Raw genomic sequence first — 19,202 nt, forward strand, 5'->3', positions numbered from 1 at the left:
CACGTACGTCGCGACCGGGTCCTTGTCCGCGCCCGCGACATCGCGGTACGCGTTCCTGGCGACGACCTCGGCGGCCGTCGGGTGAGGCGGGCCAGGTGAACGTCAGCCCGTCGACGGTGGGGCACCGGTACCACGGAAGAGCGCCCGCGTCCGGCCGGGCGCGCCCCCGCCTCACCCGGCCGGACCGGTCAAGCGGGTCGACATCGTTGGTGGTCGCGGCGGTGGAGTCACGTACGAACTTTCTGACAACGATGTCGCGCCTCCACGCCGGCGCACGAGCCACGCACGCCCCGCCCCCTCCGGGCAGGTCGCGGCCCCACTCCGCCCGCTCCGTCCCGCCGGTGGCCGTTTGGACGCCCGGGCGCGGCGGGTGGATGCTGGAGAGCAGATGCCGTCCCGGGTCAGGAGTCCCGGGACGGTATACGGACCGTCCATCTCGTGGACGGGCCATAGCCAGCCGCAATTCACCAGTGCTACACATGCCGCATGTCGGACGCACCTGCCCGATTCAGACGCCTCGCATGGCGCACTGTGATCGGCAAAAGTCCCCGCAGCGTCGCCGGACAGGTCTTCCTGCTCCAGGTCGCGCTGGTGGTGCTGCTCGTGCTCTGCGCCGTCCTCGCCCTCGTCCTCCAGTCGCGGCGGGACACCACCACGGAGGCCAGGCGCCGGTCCGTCGCCGTCGCCGAGACCTTCGCCCACGCTCCGGGCCTGCGACAGGCACTGGAACGCCCTGATCCGTCCAAGGTCCTCCAGCCGCTCACCGAGGCGGCGCGCAAGCCCGCCGGTGTCGACTTCATCGTGGTCATGGACACGCACGGCATCCGGTACACCCATCCGATACCCAGCCGGATCGGCAAGCGGTTCGTGGGCACCATCGCGCCCTCCCTGGCCGGAAAGGTGTACACCGAGAGCGTGCACGGTCCGCTGGGCCACGAGGTGCAGGCCACCGTGCCCGTCGAGAACGCCCGTGGCAAGGTGATCGCGCTGGTCTCCGCCGGGCTGAAGGTCAGGAACGTCACCAGCGAGCTGGACCGGCAGCTGCCGATCATCCTCGGCGCCGGCGCCGGCGCCCTCGTGGTGTCGACGGGTGGTACGGCGCTGGTGGGCCGCAGGCTGCGGCGCCAGACCCACAGCCTGGCTCCGGACGAGATGACCCGCATGTACGAGCACCACGACACGGTCCTGCACTCGGTGCGCGAGGGCGTGCTCATCGTGGGCCCCGACGGCCGGCTGCTGCTCGTCAACGACGAGGCCAGACGCCTGCTGGAGCTGCCGGCCGACAGCGAGGGACGGACCGTCCGGAACCTGCCCGACCTCGACCCCGCGACGGTGGAGCTGCTCGCCTCCGGGCGCGAGGCCAGTGACGAGGTGCACTTCGCCAAGGGACGTCTGCTCGCGGTCAACCAGCGCCCCACGGACCGGGCGGGAGGCCCCGGCGGGACCGTCGTGACGCTGCGCGACTCCACCGAGCTCCAGGCGGTGTCGGGCCGCGCCGAGGCCGCCAGGGAGCGCCTGGAGCTGCTGTACGACGCGGGGCTGTGCATCGGCAGCAGCCTGGACGTGGTCCGCACGGCCGACGAGCTGGCGCGGGTCGCCGTGCCCCGCTTCGCCGACTTCGTCACCGTGGACCTGGCCGACGCCGTACTGCACGGGGACGAACCCGCTCCGGCGCGGGACACCATGTTGGCGGCGACGGACATGCGGCGGGTCGCGGTGAGCGGCATCCGGGACGACCACCCGCTCTACGAGCAGGGCCGGCTGATCGACTTCCTGCCGTCCACGCCGCAGGCCCGCGGCTACGGCGCCGGACGCTCCGAGCTGGTGACGGACCTGTCGTCGGCCGACGGCTGGCGGGCACAGGACCCGGAGCGGACCCGGCAGATCCTGGACTACGGCATCCACTCGCTGATCGCCGCCCCGATCCAGGCACGCGGGGTCGTGCTGGGCATGGCCAACTTCTGGCGTGCCAAGCAGGAGGCCTTCGACGTCGAGGAGCTGTCCCTTGCGGACGAGCTGGTGGCCCGGGCAGCGGTCAGCATCGACAACGCCCGCCGCTTCACCCGGGAGCACGCCCTCGCGGTCACGCTCCAGCGCAGTCTGCTGCCGCGCGCCCTGCCCGAGCAGGGCGCGCTGGACGTCGCCTACCGCTATCTGCCGGCGCAGTCCGGGGTGAGCGGTGACTGGTTCGACGTGATCCCACTGCCGGGCGGCCGGGTCGCGCTGGCCGTCGGTGACGTGGTCGGGCACGGTCTGCACGCCGCCGCGACGATGGGCCGGCTGCGGACCGCGGTGCACAACTTCTCCACCCTCGACCTGCCGCCCGACGAACTGCTCCATCACGTGGACGACCTGGTCAGCCGCATCGACCAGGACGAGGCCGGCGCGGACCGGGCCGGGGAGATCGTGGGCGCCACCTGTCTGTACGCGATCTACGATCCCGTGACGCGGCACTGTGCCATGGCCCGGGCCGGGCATCCGGCGCCCGCGCTGGTCCACCCCGACGGCCATGTCGTCTTCCCCGACCTGCCGGCGGGCCCGCCACTGGGCCTGGGCGGCATGCCGTTCCAGACGGCCGAGCTGGAGCTGGCCGAGGGCAGCCAGCTCGTGCTGTACACCGACGGCCTGGTCGAGGACCGCTCGCGTGACCTGGACGTGGGCCTGGAGATGCTGCGCCGGGCACTGGCTGGCCACCCCGACCGGTCGCCGGAGGAGAGCTGCCGGGCGGTGCTGGAGGAGCTGCTGCCCGAGCGCCCCAAGGACGACGTGGCCCTGCTGGTCGCCCGCACCCGGGCGCTGCCGCCCGGGCAGGTCGCCGACTGGGACGTGCCGCGCGACCCGGCCGCCGTGTCGAGGATGCGCGGTGCCGTCTCCGGCCGGCTGGAGGAGTGGGGGCTGTCGGAGCTGGGCTTCGGGATGGAACTCGTACTGAGCGAGCTGATCACCAACGCCATCCGGTACGGCTCCGATCCCGTCCATGTGCGGCTGATCCGGGACCGCACGCTGATCTGCGAGGTGGCCGACGGCAGCAGCACCTCGCCGCATCTGCGGTACGCGGCGACGACCGACGAGGGAGGCCGGGGGCTGTTCCTGGTCTCCCAGCTGGCCGAGCGCTGGGGCACCCGGTACACCCCGCACGGCAAGGTGATCTGGGCCGAACTGACGCTGCCGGACCTCTCGGCGTTCCCCGCGGACTGAGGGGGCCCGGGCACGGCGAGGGCCGCATCCCCGGGGTCGGGGATGCGGCCCTGGACCGCCTGCCGTGCCGCTTACTTGCGGATCAGGCTGCGCAGCACGTACTGCATGATGCCGCCGTTGCGGTAGTAGTCGGCCTCACCGGGGGTGTCGATGCGGACGACCGCGTCGAACTCGACACCGGTGTCGGTGGTGACCTTGACGGTGCGCGGCGTGGTGCCGTCGTTCAGCTCGGTCACACCGGAGATGGAGAAGGACTCCTCGCCGGTCAGGCCGAGGGACTCGGCGTTCCGGCCCTCCGGGAACTGGAGCGGCAGGACGCCCATGCCGATGAGGTTCGAGCGGTGGATGCGCTCGTACGACTCGGCGATGACGGCCTTCACACCGAGCAGCGCGGTGCCCTTGGCCGCCCAGTCGCGGGACGAGCCGGAGCCGTACTCCTTGCCCGCGAGGACGACCAGCGGGATGCCCTGCTCGATGTAGTTGCGCGAGGCGTCGTAGATGAACGACACCGGGGCGTCCGGCTGGGTGAAGTCGCGGGTGTAGCCGCCCTCGGTGCCCGGCGCGATCTGGTTGCGCAGGCGGATGTTGGCGAACGTACCGCGGATCATGACCTCGTGGTTGCCGCGGCGGGAGCCGTAGCTGTTGAAGTCGCGGCGCTCCACACCGTGCTCGGTGAGGTACTTGCCGGCCGGGGTGTCGGCCTTGATGGCACCGGCCGGGGAGATGTGGTCGGTGGTGACCGAGTCGCCCAGCTTGGCCAGGACGCGGGCGCCCGTGATGTCGGAGACCGGGGTGGTCTCCATGGTCATGCCCTCGAAGTACGGGGGCTTGCGGACGTACGTCGACTGCGGGTCCCACTCGAAGGTGTTGCCGGTCGGGATCGGCAGCGCCTGCCACTGGGCGTCGCCCGCGAAGACGTCCTGGTAGGACTTGTTGAACATGTCCTCGCCGATGGCGTTGGCGACGACCTCGTTGACCTCGGCCTCGGAGGGCCAGATGTCCTTCAGGAAGACCGGGTTGCCGTCCTGGTCGGTGCCGAGGACGTCACGGGTGATGTCCACCTTCATGGAGCCCGCGAGGGCGTACGCGACGACCAGCGGCGGGGACGCCAGGTAGTTCATCTTGACGTCGGGGTTGATGCGGCCCTCGAAGTTCCGGTTGCCGGAGAGGACCGAGGTGACCGCGAGGTCGTGGTCGTTGACGGCCTGGGAGACCTCCTCCGGCAGCGGGCCGGAGTTGCCGATGCAGGTGGTGCAGCCGTAGCCGACGAGGTTGAAGCCGACCTTGTCCAGGTACGGGGTCAGGCCCGCCTTGTCGAAGTAGTCGGTGACGACCTTCGAGCCCGGGGCGAGGGTCGTCTTGACCCACGGCTTGCGGGTCAGGCCCTTCTCGACCGCCTTCTTGGCCACCAGGGCGGCGGCGACCATGACGTACGGGTTGGAGGTGTTGGTGCAGGAGGTGATGGCCGCGACCGTCACCGCACCGTGGTCCAGCTCGTAGGTGGTGCCGTCGGGGGCGGTCACCTGGACCGGGCTGGACGGGACGGCACCGGTGCCCTCGCCGTGCCGCGGCGCGCCGGCGCCGTTCTCCTGGTGGCCGTAGGCCGGGGCGTCGGAGGCCGGGAAGGACTCGTCGCTGGCCTCGTCGACCGGGGAGCCGGAGGCGGCCGGCGTCTGCCCGACGGGCGCCTCGACGTAGTTCAGGACGTCCTTGGCGAACTGCTGGGCGGCCTCGGCGAGGACGATGCGGTCCTGCGGGCGCTTCGGGCCGGCGATGGACGGCACGACCGTGGACAGGTCCAGCTCGAGCTTCTCGGAGAAGTCCGGCTCGGCCTGCGGGTCCAGCCAGAGGCCCTGCTCCTTGGCGTAGGCCTCGACGAGCGCGACCTGCTGCTCGTCGCGGCCGGTCAGGCGCAGGTACTTCAGGGTCTCGTCGTCGATCGGGAAGATCGCGGCGGTGGAGCCGAACTCCGGCGACATGTTGCCGATGGTGGCGCGGTTGGCCAGCGACGTGGCGGAGACGCCCTCGCCGTAGAACTCGACGAACTTGCCGACCACACCGTGCTTGCGCAGCATCTCGGTGATGGTGAGCACGAGGTCGGTGGCGGTGGTGCCGGCGGGCAGCTCACCGGTCAGCTTGAAGCCGACGACGCGCGGGATCAGCATGGAGACCGGCTGGCCGAGCATCGCGGCCTCGGCCTCGATGCCGCCGACGCCCCAGCCGAGGACACCGAGACCGTTGACCATGGTGGTGTGCGAGTCGGTGCCGACGAGGGTGTCCGGGTACGCCTGGCCGCCCCGGACCATGACCGTGCGGGCCAGGTGCTCGATGTTCACCTGGTGGACGATGCCGGTGCCCGGCGGTACGACCTTGAACTCGTCGAACGCGGTCTGGCCCCAGCGCAGGAACTGGTAGCGCTCCTTGTTGCGGCCGTACTCCAGCTCGACGTTCTGCTTGAAGGCGTCGTTCGTGCCGAACTTGTCGGCGATGACGGAGTGGTCGATGACCAGCTCGGCCGGCGCCAGCGGGTTGATCTTGGCCGGGTCGCCGCCCAGCTCCTTGACGGCCTCACGCATCGTCGCGAGGTCCACCACGCAGGGGACGCCGGTGAAGTCCTGCATGATCACGCGGGCCGGCGTGAACTGGATCTCCTGGGAGGGCTGGGCCTGGGAGTCCCAGTTGGCGAGTGCGCGGATGTGGTCGGCGGTGATGTTCGCGCCGTCCTCCGTGCGGAGCAGGTTCTCCAGCAGGACCTTGAGGCTGTACGGCAGGCGGGCCGAGCCCTCCACCTTGTCCAGCCGGAAGATCTCGTACGACTCGTCGCCCACCGGCAGCGTGCTGCGGGCGTCGAAGCTGTTCGCCGACACGACAGTCTCCTTCATTGATGTACGCGTACCACCGTCAATCCTGCCGCCACGCCGACCGGGCCGATCCGCTAAGGTAAACCTAAGTTAGGCGGCCCTTACTGGCGTGGCGACCGCGGTGCGCCTCGGCAGATATCTCGATGTCGAGATAACTCTAGTACATGGGCGTCGGATGGTCATGCCCAACCCGGCCCGGCACGCATCCCGGACCGGCGCGCACGGCGGCCACCGCCTCCGGAAGGGGGGCGCGCGGGGAGATCGGAATGCGGCAGCTTCCCAGCTCCCCGTTACCGCGCGGACAGGGTTCCGCGGACGCCGAGCGGATGTCCTGATTAGGCGCTTTCTCCCGAAGCCATACGATTTGCCCGTGAACGCCAGATGTCGCGTCAGGCTACGAGGCTGAGCAGGGGCGTTGACGGGCCGTCACCACGGTCACCCGAAAGGGCGTCACTCGAACGGACCCCCTGACGGGCGCAATCTCATATCTGAGATAGCCTCAACCTCATGTCAGACGACTACCTCGTACGCATCGGCAAGCTCATCCGCGACGCCCGGCAGCACCGGGGCTGGACCCAGTCGCAGCTCGCGGAGGCTCTCGGCACCAGCCAGAGCGCGGTCAACCGCATCGAGCGCGGCAACCAGAACATCAGCCTTGAGATGATCGCCCGCATCGGCGAGGCCCTCGACAGCGAGATCGTGTCGCTCGGTTACGCGGGTCCGATGCATCTGCGCGTGGTCGGCGGGCGCCGGCTGTCCGGCGCCATCGACGTCAAGACCAGCAAGAACGCGTGCGTGGCCCTGCTGTGCGCCTCACTGCTGAACAAGGGGCGCACGGTGCTGCGCCGGGTGGCGCGGATCGAGGAGGTGTACCGCCTCCTGGAGGTCCTCAACTCCATCGGCGTGCGCACCCGCTGGATCAACGACGGCGTCGACCTGGAACTCGCCCCGCCCGCCGAGCTGGAGATGGCGGCGATCGACGCGGAGGCCGCCGTCCGCACCCGCTCGATCATCATGTTCCTCGGCCCGCTGCTGCACCGCGTGGACCACTTCAAGCTGCCCTACGCCGGCGGCTGCGACCTGGGCACCCGCACCATCGAGCCGCACATGATCGCGCTGCGCCGGTTCGGTCTGGACATCGCGGCCACCGAGGGCCAGTACCACGCGCAGGTGGACCGCACGGTCCGCCCCGACCGGCCGATCGTGCTGACCGAGCGCGGCGACACCGTGACCGAGAACGCGCTGCTGGCCGCCGCCCGGCACGACGGCGTCACCGTCATCCGCAACGCGTCCTCCAACTACATGGTCCAGGACCTGTGCTTCTTCCTGGAGGCACTGGGCGTCAAGGTCGAGGGCATCGGCACCACCACGCTCACCGTGCACGGCGTGCCGAACATCGACACCGATGTCGACTACTCCCCCTCCGAGGACCCGGTAGAGGCGATGAGCCTGCTCGCCGCCGCCGTGGTGACCGAGTCGGAGCTGACCGTGCGCCGGGTGCCGATCGAGTTCCTGGAGATCGAGCTGGCGGTCCTGGAGGAGATGGGCCTCGACCACGACCGCAGTCCCGAGTACTTCGCGGACAACGGCCGCACCCGGCTGGTGGACCTCACGGTCCGCCCCTCCAAGCTCGAAGCCCCGATCGACAAGATCCACCCCATGCCGTTCCCGGGCCTGAACATCGACAACGTCCCGTTCTTCGCGGCCATCGCGGCGGTCGCGTCGGGCCAGACCCTCATCCACGACTGGGTCTACGACAACCGCGCGATCTACCTCACCGACCTCAACCGCCTGGGCGGCCGGCTCCAACTCCTGGACCCCCACCGGGTACTGGTCGAGGGCCCGACCCGCTGGCGCGCCGCCGAGATGATGTGCCCGCCCGCACTGCGCCCGGCCGTGGTCGTCCTGCTGGCCATGATGGCGGCCGAGGGCACGTCGGTACTGCGCAACGTGTACGTCATCAACCGCGGTTACGAGGACCTCGCCGAACGCCTGAACTCGATCGGGGCGCAGATCGAAACCTTCCGGGACATCTGATACGACGATGCCGCCGCGCCTTGTCCTGACCTCTGTTCAGCCGGTCAGGAAAGGTGCGGCGGCATCTCTGGGACTTCTCTGGGACTGCTCTGGGACTTCGGGCCCGCGGCAGACCGCGAGCCACGCTCCACAGGTCTCTGCCGACCGGGTACGGCTACGGCTACGGCTACGGCTACGGCTACGCGAAGATCGCGTCGAAGGCGGCACTTCCCCGTGCGTCGGCGCGGGGCAGGAAATGGGAGTACTTCCGCAGCGTGAACCCGGGGTCAGAGTGCCCCAGCCAGCGTGCCAGGGAGACGACCGATTCGCCGGCCTCCAGTTCCTCCAAGGCGAAGAAGTGACGCAGGGCGTGGAAGCCAGGGTGCTGTACCAGTAATCGCGCGAACTGCGCCATGTGCTGCCGGATGGCTCGGGCCACGCTGGGCGGCGAGGGCACGTCCTTGCGCCCCTTGGGGAGCCGGAAACACAGCTTCGAGCGCACCATCTTGACCTGCCGCCGGACATGAAGCCCGAGCGCCTCCCCTTGGCGGAACCCGAGACCTGCTCCGATCACGAGGAGCCGGTAGCGGTCCGGCAGGGCTTCCCGTACCGCCAGGGCCCGTTCGAGCGGCCACGCTTCGCCCTTGCCGGGTGCGGCGGCCGGAGGGCCGACCGTACTGGAGCGGCATGGGTTGCGTCCGAGGCGACGGTCCTCGACCGCGGCCTTGAGAGCGTCGCCCAGCCCAGACGGATCGAGGTCGACCGAGGTCTTCTCCAGCCGCTTCTTCCAGTGACGCAGGACTTCCGTGCCGATGGCGTTGAGCGGCCGAGCACCGATCGTGGAGGGGTCGCCGCTCTGGGTCGGCCACCAGTGCGTCGCGATGTAGTCGTTGAGGGAGACGGCCCCATCACGCGGATCGACGAACTCGCCTCGGCCTGCGTCGGTCTGGGCCTGGGCGAGCCAGGTATTGGCGTCCTGGAGCGAGTCGATGGAACGGTCCTCGACACCGGCTATGCCCTTGACGCGGTAGCGGGTGCATTTGCCGTACTGGGCACCCGGGCTGGGCGAACAAGGTGTGCCCGAAGGAGGCTGAGTTGGTTCGGCGCTTCCAGGCAACGCCAGGAGGCCCACCGGGTCAGGCCGTAGATGGCACCGCGGAACTCCGGTTACGGAAGGTCCAGTCGCAATTGGGTCCCCGCCCACTCATAGGCGCCACCGCGTACGCGGTTCGGCCAGGGAATCATGGAGTGACCGCGGGCCCCGTGCACATCTCGTCGCGGGCGTATCCGTCGATGCCCCGCCCCGACCCAGCCGTATAGGACCTGAGGCCCGCACCGACTTCGGTGATCACCACGATCTGCTCGCCGTGGCGGATCTCGTACGGCTCCCCGACGGTACGGCTGGCACGTCGCCCTCCTGCGATCACTCGCACGTAACCCGTCACGTTGCGGCGTTTCTGCCCGAGGAGTCCCGGCCTCGTGTTTCGCCTGCCGGCCTTGTGAGACCCGGTCCGTATGACTCACAGCATCCTGCGCGGTTGCGCAGCGGGGGCTGTCGGCACCACCGCCCTCAACGCGATCACCTACGCCGACATGGCAGTGCGCGGAAGGCCCTCCAGTGACACCCCTGCGGACGCCGTGGACAAGATCACCACCAAGAGCGGGCACCCGGTGCCCGGCTCCGGCGACACCCGTGACAACCGGCTCTCAGGTCTGGGGGCACTGTCGGGCATCGCGGTCGGCTGCACCACCGGCGTCGCCGTATCTCTGGCGCGCAGGGCCGGGGCCCGCATGCCCCTGTGGCTCGGCGGTCTGCTCACCGGGACCCTGGCCATGGCCGCGACCGACCTGCCGCTCGCCCGCCTCAAGATCAGCGACCCCACCACCTGGTCCGCCCAGGACTGGGTCTCGGACATCGTTCCCCACCTCGTCTACGGCCTGATCACGTACGCCGTCGTGGCCGCGGAGGAGGATCGACGACCGTGATCCACGCAGTTTTGGACGAGCCTGATCGGTGCGGCCACGGTGCCGCGCGGCCAGTGCGGACCGGCCGCCGTCGCCGCGCTGGACGCCGCCGCGCGAAGATGCGCCGCGCCGGCCATCTGGCGAGAGGACTACGGGTCGCGCCCACGAGGGCTGGGAGACCAGGGTCCCGCCGCGAGGCGTATCGGTGTGCAAGGTCTCGGTGCGGTCGCCGGGCGGGAGCGCCCCCACTGTTGCCGCGGACGTCGTGTCATGGCGACCGGCTCACTCGTCCCCACGAGCCCGTACAGCGTCCTCGAGGGCCGCGAAGCGCTGTTCCAGACGGTGGATGTCACCGCGTGTCGCGTGTCTTTCGGACGGCATTTCGACGATGAGGAACCGTCCGTCCGGCTCGAGACTTCCCCGTTCGACACCGCTGATACTGCCGCCCGTCTGCATCCGAACCGCCTGGCTGACCTCTCCGAGCCGCAGGCCGAGGCGCCGCATCGCGCTGGTCTCGACGCTGCCGTCCCTGATGATGGTGGTCGCTGACCCCTCCAGCAGGCGAGCGGCGTGTTCGTCGACGGCCAGCCACCGGTTCAACAGCGCGTTGACGGTCACCAGAGTGGTGGCGCCGATGGCCCCACCCAGCAGGCTCTGGTCCTCGCCGATGACAGCGTTCTGGACGACGTTCGACAGCAGGAAGATCACGACGAGATCCAAGGTGTTCATCGACGCGAGTCCCCGTTTTCCGGTGAGCCGAAAGAGCACGAGGATCACCAGGTACACCAACAGCGTCCGCAGGATCTTCTCCGCGACGGGGATTCCCATGGTCATCATGTCGTGCCACATGGGCCAGGCTGCCTCTCGGCGTCGGTACGAGTGGATTCCTTAGTGTTGACCCAGATATCGTCGCCTCCCGTCTGCACCACGCCGAACGGCGCTCCGGTTCACTGGCGATGCTCGCCAGGGACGTGGATATGTCCGAGAGGGGCGATGACTGGCTGCCCTCAGCCAGTACCGGCTGATGATGGGTGCGCACGGCCGATGGAAATCCTGCCGCAACGGCATGTACACCGAACGAGGCATCGAGGAACGCAACGGCACCGGCCGCTGGTAGGGGCGGTGGAGTTCTCGTACGTGATCCGGGCACCAGCTCAGATCGCGGATCGCCGTGGGCTGCTGGGGCAGCGGGTAGCTAGGGCAGGATGGCGATGGCGCTGGACCAGGCGAGGCCGAGCCGCTCCTGGCATGCCATGTGAAGGAACTGGAACGCTTCGAGTTCTCGTGCCCGGCGCAGCGGCCCGACGTCGAGCGGGCGCATGCCGCCTGAGGTGACGATCGAGGCCACGGTCTCCTTGGCTGCGTCGTCATCACCTGCGATGAAGACGTCCAGTGGCCGGCCGGCTACTTCACCCGCAACAAGGGGGCCGGCGAACGTCGTGTTGAAAGCCTTGACGACGCGTGCGTTCTCTACGGTCGTTGCGATCTCCTCGGCTGCCGAGGTGCCGGGCGGTACCGTCAGCGAGTCGAAGGTGCTGAAATCCACGGGGTTGGAGATGTCGACCACGACTTTGCCGGACAGTGCGGCGCCGAGCGAACCGGCCACTTCCCGCCCGGCAGGGTAGGGGAGGGCAAGCACCACGACATCCGCTGCTGCCGCGCCTTCCACGCCGTGCGCCTGCACGTCCGCCCCGCCTGCCGCCCCGGACAGGGCTACGGCCAGTTCCTCGGCCTTGTCCTGGTTGCGATCGTGCAGCCGGAGAGAGTGACCACCCGACAGCGCCCGTGTACCGATGCCACGGGCCATGTTCCCAGCCCCGACGATGCTGATGATCACTTGCTGCTCCCGGGTGAGGTGACGTGTCTCGTTCCACGCTCACATCCGCGGGCGGACCGCGCCATCGCCTGCCGCTGTCCGAGGTAGCCGCGGTGGTCCGTCCTGGAGCTCTGCCGGAAGCAGGCGCCCTTGCAGGCGACGATGAGATCCTCGAACATCGGCATCAGCTGCTCCAGCGGGCCGCCCTCCCCGGTGAGCTTCACACCACCGGCCTGAGCCCGGGCCGCCAGCTCGGCGACCAGCCCGTCATCCGCAGTACTCGTTGCCCCCACAGCGGCGCCCCCGGCCTCGATGTCACTCCTCACGTCAGTCATCAACTGCCGCTTCCAGCTCGGGAGTTACACCGATCACCGTACAGACCCGCTCTCCGCCCGCGCCCGCGCTGTCGAAGCGGGCGGCAGGCAGGTCAGCGCGGGGTCTGCGCCTCGTCGGAGCGCGTCACGTCGTCGAGGTCCGGGTCGGTGTGAAGGTTGCCGATGAGCAGCCCGAGGGCGAAGTCGAAGCGATGGTGGCCGGTGCCGGATGTCAGATGGGCGGCGTGCTTCCGAGTGTGGGGGAAGGTGGCCTCGGGCAGGGCGCGGAATCGGCGCAGTAGTTCTTCGCGGCTTTCGACCCAGGTGTCATCGGGGTGCTTGCGCCGCTGCTGGACCATCGACACTTCCAGCGCGTAGCCGGCGACGTACAGACTAAGGGCGTCGATGGCCGATGCGGCGGTTCGGGGCTCAATGCCACCCGCGAGAAGGATGGCGAGCATACGCTCCCTGACCCGCAGCGCCTCCAGGCTGGTCGAGACTATGGCGAGCGCAGCGCGGGAGATGCCGGGGTACTGGAGGTACTGGTCGCGCATCTGGTTGCACACGTCGCGGATCTGCGCGCGCCAGTCATCCGGGTCGGGCTCCGGCAGGACGATGCGGGAGCACAGCCGGCCGATCAACAGATCGTCGACGTCGGCCATGTTGACGATGTGGGCGTAGATGGAGGACGGGCTGGTGCCCAGCACCTTCGTGATGCCGCGGACCGTCAACGCGTCGTACCCCTCGGCGGCCACGACCCGCAGGATCTCAGCCCTGGCGGGGGCCGCCCCCGGCCCGGGGGCGCGATCGCCCAGCCACGTAGAGCCGCCGGCCACATGCCCGTCCGCCCGAAAGGACACCCCCTGCTATGACGCTCAAGACCGCCCTCATCACCGGGACCAGCCGCGAGGCCGGACTCGGTTTCGCCGTCGCCCGCCGCCTGGCCGAACTCGACCACCACGTCGTCCTCACCGCCCGCGACCTCGCCGCCGTAGAACCGCTGGCCGAGCAACTGCGCCGGGACGGATACACCGCCACAGCCCTGCGTCTGGACCTCGCCGACCGCGCCACCATCGACGCCTCCGCCGAACACCTCGCGCGAACCGTCGGCCACCTGGACGTCTTGGTCAACAACGCCACCGCGATGCCCGACTTCGGCATCCTGTCCGCGCTGGACGCCGATATGGACCAGGTGCGAACGGCCATGGAGGTCTCGGTGATCGGCACGTGGGCGCTGACCCAGGCCCTGCTGCCCCTGCTGACCGCCGCCCCTGCGGCCCGGATCGTGAACGTCTCCAGCCTGTCCGCCCAGCAGATCGCCACCGGCCTCGACCTCGGGGCCCCGCTCCGCTCCCCGGCCTACTCGATGGCCAAGTACATGCTCAACGCCCTGACCGCCGTGCTCGGCCGCGCCCTGGCCGACACTCCGGTCCTGGTCAACGCCGTCGACCCCGGCAACACGGCCACCCACCCGGAGCTCGGCGACGACGAGAGCGACCGCCCGGCCGCCGAGAACGCTCTCGACATAGTGTGGGCCGCGACCCTCGGCCCCGACGGCCCCACCGGCGGTCTGTTCCGCGACCGGCAGCCCGTCGCCTGACCGGCCACCGCCCGATGCCACCCGCTCCCACCGCTCCCGAACGGCCACGAGCCCCTTCGATCGAGAAACCCAGATAGGCATGTTCGGCGCGTTCTTGTTCCTCGACTCCTGCCTGCAAGGAACCCTGCGCCACTCGCCGATCACGACGGGCCTGGCGTTCCTGCCGATGGTCGCCACCCTGGTGATGGCCGGCGGGGTGTGCACCACCCAGCTCTACCCGCGCCTGGGCGGGAAGGCCCCGGTGTCCGCAGGAATGCTCATTGCCGCCGCCATGGCCTGGCTCACCGGCATCGGCCGCCACAGCTCCTATGTCGCCGACGTCCTGGGCCCGCTCATGCCCTTCGGCCTGGGCATCGGCGCCACCATCGCCCCGGCCATGAACGCCGGCACCACTGGCGTTCAACCCCGTGACGCCGGCGTCACCTCCGCCACCGTCAACGTCGTCCAGCAGATCGGCGGCTCGATCGGCACTCCCCTGCTGAACTCCCTCGCCGCCTCGGCCCTGACCCGCTACCTGGCCACTGATGACGCCACCAGCCCCGCCATCCGACCGACGCAGCGATCCACAGTTACACCGTTGCCTTCTGGGCCACCAGCGCGATCTTCACCGCAGGCGCCCTCATCTGCGCACTTCTCCTGCCCGCTGGAGCTCCCGCACCCGCCGCCTGATGCGAAGCATCACAGCAGCGCCCAACCCCCGATCAGCATGTCGCAGGACGGGACTTCCACGTCCGGCTCACTCACAGCATCAACACCCTGCGCGTCAAGGTCACCGACACCCGGACCGAACGCGTCCCCGTACTCTCCGACCCGGAACCGCCCGGCGATGCGGAGTCCGGCCGGGGTCTGCTGATCGTCGCGGGGTTGGCGACCCGCTGGGCGGTCGCCCCGCGTGAGGGCGCGCCGGGCAAGGCGGTCCAGGCGGAACTGCACGTGACCTGACCCGGCAGGGAACGCACAGGCCCCGGCCATCGGCAAGCACTTTCACGCCAACGACCTGCGAGGCAAGGCCGAACGGGGGCTGCAGTGTCAGTACCGGGCGCTAGTGTCGTTCGCCCGGCAAGGAGCCGGTGAACCCAGGGGGAGCACGAGACCGCCATGCCCGACAACCACACCGGTTACCGGATCTCCGTCGTCGACGAGGACCCGCTGCGCGCCCGCAAGGAGGCGCGCGAACTGCTCGCCGTGCTCGCCGAGGCGGACTCCACGGCCAGGCTGGACCTGCCCGCACCCGGCGGCCCGGTGGGAACCGGCGACAAGGGTGGCCCGTCCGCCGAGACCGTCGGGCTGCTGCTGAGCGCCGGTTCTTTCGTCGTCGCTCTGGTGCAGACGTGGCTGGCGCGGGTCCCTCAGCGGACCATCGTCGTCTCGCGGCCCGACGGCGCGGTCCTGCACATCACCGGCAAGGAGGCCCGCGAGGACGACACGCTGATCGAGCGATTCCTCGCGGACGAGGGCGACGACGGCACGACGGCGAGCTGAGCGGCGATGACCGACAACGACCGCCACGCGTTACTCGTCGGCGTCTCCACCTACGACAGCGAGGCGTACCAGGATCTCCCGGCCGTGCGAGCCGATCTGCACTACATGCGGGCGGTGCTGGAGAACACCGAGATCGGCATGTACAACGAGTGCGCGGTGGCCGCCGAGCCGACGCGTGCGGAGATGCTGCACGCCGTCGAGTCCTTCCTGGAGGCACGGCAGCCCAGTGAGACCGCGCTGCTCTACTTCAGCGGGCACGGCGAGTACTGCGAGCAGGACGGCCAGCTCTACTTCCTGACCCGCGACACCGACCCCGCCGACCTGCCGGGCACGGCCGTGCCGGCGGAGTTCCTGGAGCGGATGCTCCAGTCCTGCCGGGCCGCCTCCAAACTGGTGCTGCTGGACTGCTGCTCCAGCGGTTCCGTCGTACAGGGCTGGACCGCCAAGGGCCCGGCGGGGGTACCCGACCGGCCCGCGGCCAGCACCCTGCTGCGGCCGACCGGCGTGTATTTCATCACCGCGTCCGACGCCCTCCAGGCGGCCTCCGCGATGGCGCCGCCCGGGTCGGGCCTGGGCACCTCCCGGTTCACCGGGGAGATCGTCGAGGGGCTGCGCAACGGCCGGATCAAGGACGGCGGCTGGATCACCCCGGACGACCTCTTCGACTACCTGACCGCCCAGATGGCCCGCGACGGCGTCCCGGAGGAGCAGCGGCCCACCAAGTCCACGATCAGGGCCACCCGAAGCCTCCCCTTCGCCCGGTCGGTGGCACGGCCCGTACGCCTGCCCGCGCTGACCCACGACGCCACCGAAGCCGCCCGGCGCTCCCCCGCGCTGCTGAAGGCCCGTGAGCTGGCCGAGGCGGACGAACGGGACGGCGTCGACCCGCAGCGGCTGCTGCGGTACTACGCGGACTGCCTCACCGCACAGGCGGCGGCCGGCATGCGGCCCGACCGGGACAGCGGCCGGAACACGAAGTACTTCCTCCTCGCCCAGGGCGAGGAGACCATCCAGTCGGGCCGCGGACCGCACATCGTCGCGCCCGGATCGCTGCCCCGGCCGCAGGGCGGGCGGGCCGGGTCGGACACCGAGGCGGGGACGCGGCAGGAGTACTGGTACGGGTATCCGGCGATCACGCTTCCCTCGCGGGACGGCGGCCGGGGACGGCGCGCGACGGTGGAGCTGGCGCCGCTGCTCGTCCAGCAGATGGAGCTGGCGCCGGACGAGGACGGCCGGGACGTGCTCCGGCCCAGCGGCGTGCCGTCCCTGCACAGCGGCGTCGTCTCCGAACTCCTGGACGCGGGCGACGCCGCCGACCTGGTCGCCCGCTGGCAGCCGGCCTGGCAGGAGGGCAACGACGCCCAGATGCTGCGCGCCATACGGGAGTTGCTGGAGGAGCTGGGGCTGCCGGAACTCGAACCGCTGGACCCCTCGGCGCTCAGCGACCGCACGGTCATGCAGGCACTGCGGCCCGGCGCGCACAACGCGGCCGTGCTACTGGTGCCCTCGGGCGCGGAGGCCATGGCCACCCAGGCGCTGGTGGACAACCTGCTGGAGATCTCCACCCGGACCGCCCAGATCGCGGGCACCGCCCTGGACGCCCTGCTGGACGGCGGGGACCGGCGGGCGCCGGCCACGATCGCGGCCTCGGCGAACCCGGTGACACCCGTCGCCCCGGGGCCGTGCAACGAGAGCCAGGAACAGGTGATCTCCTCAGCGATGACCCAGCCGCTGACGGTGGCGACGGGGCCGCCCGGCACGGGCAAGAGCGAGGTCGTCACGGCGGTCGTCACCACCTGCGTCGCCGCGGGACAGTCGGTGCTGGTCGCCTCCACGAACAACGAGGCCGTGAACGTCGTCGCCAAGCGCTGCGACGACATCGCGCCCGGCCTGCTGATGCGGACGGGCAACGCGGAGGCGCTGGAGCGGGAGGCGGCCAAACTGGAACGGCTGCTCGCCGAACCGGTCGAGGCGTCGCGACGCGGATCGGCCACCGTCGGCGGCGAGCTGCGCAACACCCGGAGTACCGCCGACCGGCTGTGGGCACAGGCGGCACACCGCGTCGGTGAGGAGACGCGGCTGCTGGAACTGCTCCGCGACCGGGAGGAGCGGGCCGCCGGACTGGAGCTGGCCCTGCCCCTCCTCGAAGGGGCCTGGGCGGCGGACGAGGACGGCCCGGCAGCGCTGGGCCGGTGGGCGGACCGGGCACGGAAGACGGCCGAGGCCCGCTGGTGGCAGCTGGGGGCATGGCGGCGTGGGCGTGCGCTGGCCGCGCTGGTCTCGGCGGGGGCGGAGCAGCCGGAGGGGGCCGGACCGGCGTGGCCGGAGTGGGCGACGGGACGACCGGTGCCGCCCGAGTTGCTGGAGTCCCTGGCCGAGATCGTGACCGTGGAGCGGGAGGTGCGCGAACTCGTCCGCAGGCAGGGGGACTGGGACGAGGAAGGGCTCAAGGCGTCCCGGCTGGCGACGGCGGAGGCTCTGTCCGGCCTGGCGGCGGAACTGTCCCGCGCGCTGTCCGCCGAGAGCCTCGACCGGGCCACCGGGCTCATGAACCAGCGGCTCCAGGCGCTCCGCCGCCGTTCCGGCTACCAGCGCAGCCAGAAGAACCTGATGACTCACATCAAGGGATGGGCCGTCAGCACCCACTCGGTGCGGCAGCTGGAACTCACCCCGCAGCTGTTCGATCTCGTCGTCATCGACGAGGCCAGCCAGTGCTCCATCCCGTCGGTGCTGCCGTTGCTGTTCCGGGCCCGGCGGGCACTGATCATCGGTGACCCCATGCAGCTCGGGCACATCCCCGGCGTGTCACCGCAGCAGGAGCGGCAGGCACGGGTGCGGGCCGGGCTGAGCGGCGCACAACTGGAGCACCACCGCCTCACCTACCACGCGCACTCCTCGTACCAGGCGGCCGAACAGCACGGCGACGGCGCGCTGCTCCTCGACGAGCACTACCGCTGCCACCCGCGGATCGCGGACGTCGTCAACGGCCACTGCTACGGCGGCCGGCTGCGGGTGCTGACCGACGTACGGCGGCAGGTGCCGGCGCACGACCCGGGAGCGGCCGGCCCGGCACCGGTGCTCGGCTGGGTCGACGTACCGTCCGGGGCATCGGCGCGCGGCGGCGACGGGCGGTCCTGGCGGAACGCGGCGGAGGCGGAGGCCGTCCGGCGCGTGGTCGACGGACTGCTGGCGGGACTTCCGCCGGACGCGACGGTGGGGGTGGTCACGCCGTTCCGGGCGCAGAAGGAGACACTCGCCCGGATGTGGCGGGACGACGACCGCGTCCGGGTCGGCACCGTCCACACCTTCCAGGGCGGACAGCGCGATGTGATGGTGCTCAGCCCGGTGGCGGCGCACAACACACCGCCCCGGACCACGCACTGGGTCGCGAGCCAGGTCAACCTGTGGAACGTGGCGGTCACCCGAGCCAAGTCGCAGCTGATCACCGTGGGCGGCCACGTCTTCTGGCAGGACCAGAGCGGCCTGCCCGCCCTCCTCGCCACGCGCTCGGCACCGCTGGGAGCAGGCGACGACGGCACGGCGGCCGAGGTCGCCGTGCCCGGCCCGGTGAGCGAGGCGCGCGAGGACCTCGCCGACCGCCTGCAGCGGTGCCTGGCCGAACGCGGCGTCACCGATCTGGAGCGCGCCGTACTCGTGGGCGGGCACCCGGTGGACCTGCTGTTCACCGACGCCGGCGAGAACACGGCGGTGCTGATCGACCCCGGCCCGAGGCCCGGCGAAGACCCCGCGCGGCACCTTCGGCTCACCCACGCGCGAGGCGACCTACTCACCGGACTGCCCTCCGGGGGCCACGGGGCCAAGCCCGGCCCGGTGAGCCGGACGGTGCGCGTGCCCGCCTGGCGGATCCTGGCGGGCGAGACCGCGCTGGCACCGCTGTTCGGCTGAGCCGCCGGACGGGGCAGCCGGCTCGGGCGCCCCTGCCCGGCGGC

The 19,202-nt window shown here is 70.8% G+C and carries 13 protein-coding genes; 7 read left to right on the forward strand and 6 right to left on the reverse strand.

The genetic code is table 11. The features are described 5' to 3' along the window. Window positions 1-486: 486 nt before the first annotated feature. Complete coding sequence (locus ABZ117_RS03860; protein WP_356817077.1) at window positions 487-3,198, forward strand: SpoIIE family protein phosphatase; 2,712 nt, start codon at window positions 487-489, stop codon at window positions 3,196-3,198. A 71-nt stretch (window positions 3,199-3,269) separates the two neighbouring features. Here the strand turns inward: ABZ117_RS03860 and ABZ117_RS03865 are convergent, their stop codons facing one another. Further along, window positions 3,270-6,065, reverse strand: a complete 2,796-nt coding sequence (locus tag ABZ117_RS03865) for an aconitate hydratase (protein WP_356817078.1) — start codon at window positions 6,063-6,065, stop codon at window positions 3,270-3,272. 501 nt (window positions 6,066-6,566) lie between these two features. Between ABZ117_RS03865 and ABZ117_RS03870 the strand changes: the two genes are divergently transcribed. Then, window positions 6,567-8,096 (forward strand): UDP-N-acetylglucosamine 1-carboxyvinyltransferase, encoded by a 1,530-nt coding sequence (locus ABZ117_RS03870; protein ID WP_356817080.1) that lies wholly within the window; start codon window positions 6,567-6,569, stop codon window positions 8,094-8,096. A 178-nt stretch (window positions 8,097-8,274) separates the two neighbouring features. Here ABZ117_RS03870 and ABZ117_RS03875 read toward each other — a convergent pair whose 3' ends face one another. Beyond that, window positions 8,275-9,207, reverse strand: coding sequence for a hypothetical protein (locus ABZ117_RS03875; protein WP_356817082.1), 933 nt, complete (start codon window positions 9,205-9,207; stop codon window positions 8,275-8,277). 383 nt (window positions 9,208-9,590) lie between these two features. On the opposite strand from ABZ117_RS03875, the gene ABZ117_RS03880 reads away from it, so the two are divergent. After that, a complete protein-coding gene (locus ABZ117_RS03880) occupies window positions 9,591-10,061 on the forward strand; it encodes a hypothetical protein (RefSeq protein ID WP_356817085.1) in 471 nt (156 codons plus the stop codon). A 261-nt stretch (window positions 10,062-10,322) separates the two neighbouring features. On the opposite strand, the gene ABZ117_RS03885 is transcribed toward ABZ117_RS03880, so the two are convergent. The 4 genes from ABZ117_RS03885 to ABZ117_RS03900 all read right to left on the reverse strand — a co-directional run bounded on the left by ABZ117_RS03885 (window position 10,323) and on the right by ABZ117_RS03900 (window position 12,985). After that, window positions 10,323-10,889 (reverse strand): YetF domain-containing protein, encoded by a 567-nt coding sequence (locus tag ABZ117_RS03885; RefSeq protein WP_356817086.1) that lies wholly within the window; start codon window positions 10,887-10,889, stop codon window positions 10,323-10,325. Window positions 10,890-11,235: 346 nt separating this feature from the next. Beyond that, window positions 11,236-11,877: an NAD(P)-binding domain-containing protein gene (locus ABZ117_RS03890; RefSeq protein ID WP_356817088.1), complete on the reverse strand. Its 642-nt coding sequence runs from the start codon at window positions 11,875-11,877 to the stop codon at window positions 11,236-11,238. Beyond that, window positions 11,874-12,191, reverse strand: a complete 318-nt coding sequence (locus ABZ117_RS03895) for a hypothetical protein (RefSeq protein ID WP_356817090.1) — start codon at window positions 12,189-12,191, stop codon at window positions 11,874-11,876. Before ABZ117_RS03895 ends, ABZ117_RS03890 begins: the two co-directional genes overlap by 4 nt. Window positions 12,192-12,283: 92 nt before the next feature. After that, complete coding sequence (locus ABZ117_RS03900; protein ID WP_356817399.1) at window positions 12,284-12,985, reverse strand: TetR/AcrR family transcriptional regulator C-terminal domain-containing protein; 702 nt, start codon at window positions 12,983-12,985, stop codon at window positions 12,284-12,286. A gap of 53 nt (window positions 12,986-13,038) precedes the next feature. On the opposite strand from ABZ117_RS03900, the gene ABZ117_RS03905 reads away from it, so the two are divergent. The 4 genes from ABZ117_RS03905 (at window position 13,039) to ABZ117_RS03920 (ending at window position 19,158) form a co-directional block, all read left to right on the forward strand. Then, entirely contained in the window at window positions 13,039-13,770 is a 732-nt protein-coding gene (locus tag ABZ117_RS03905) for an SDR family NAD(P)-dependent oxidoreductase (protein WP_356817092.1), read from the forward strand. Between the two features lie 79 nt (window positions 13,771-13,849). Beyond that, window positions 13,850-14,623, forward strand: coding sequence for a hypothetical protein (locus tag ABZ117_RS03910; protein WP_356817094.1), 774 nt, complete (start codon window positions 13,850-13,852; stop codon window positions 14,621-14,623). 245 nt (window positions 14,624-14,868) lie between these two features. After that, the gene (locus ABZ117_RS03915; protein ID WP_356817096.1) at window positions 14,869-15,252 is read left to right on the forward strand and encodes a hypothetical protein; all 384 of its coding nucleotides are present in this window, start codon (window positions 14,869-14,871) and stop codon (window positions 15,250-15,252) included. Window positions 15,253-15,258: 6 nt separating this feature from the next. Continuing rightward, entirely contained in the window at window positions 15,259-19,158 is a 3,900-nt protein-coding gene (locus tag ABZ117_RS03920; RefSeq protein WP_356817097.1) for an AAA domain-containing protein, read from the forward strand. The last annotated feature ends 44 nt before the right edge of the window (window positions 19,159-19,202 follow it).

This window comes from Streptomyces sp. NPDC006309, from assembly GCF_040613095.1.
Classification (GTDB): domain Bacteria; phylum Actinomycetota; class Actinomycetes; order Streptomycetales; family Streptomycetaceae; genus Streptomyces.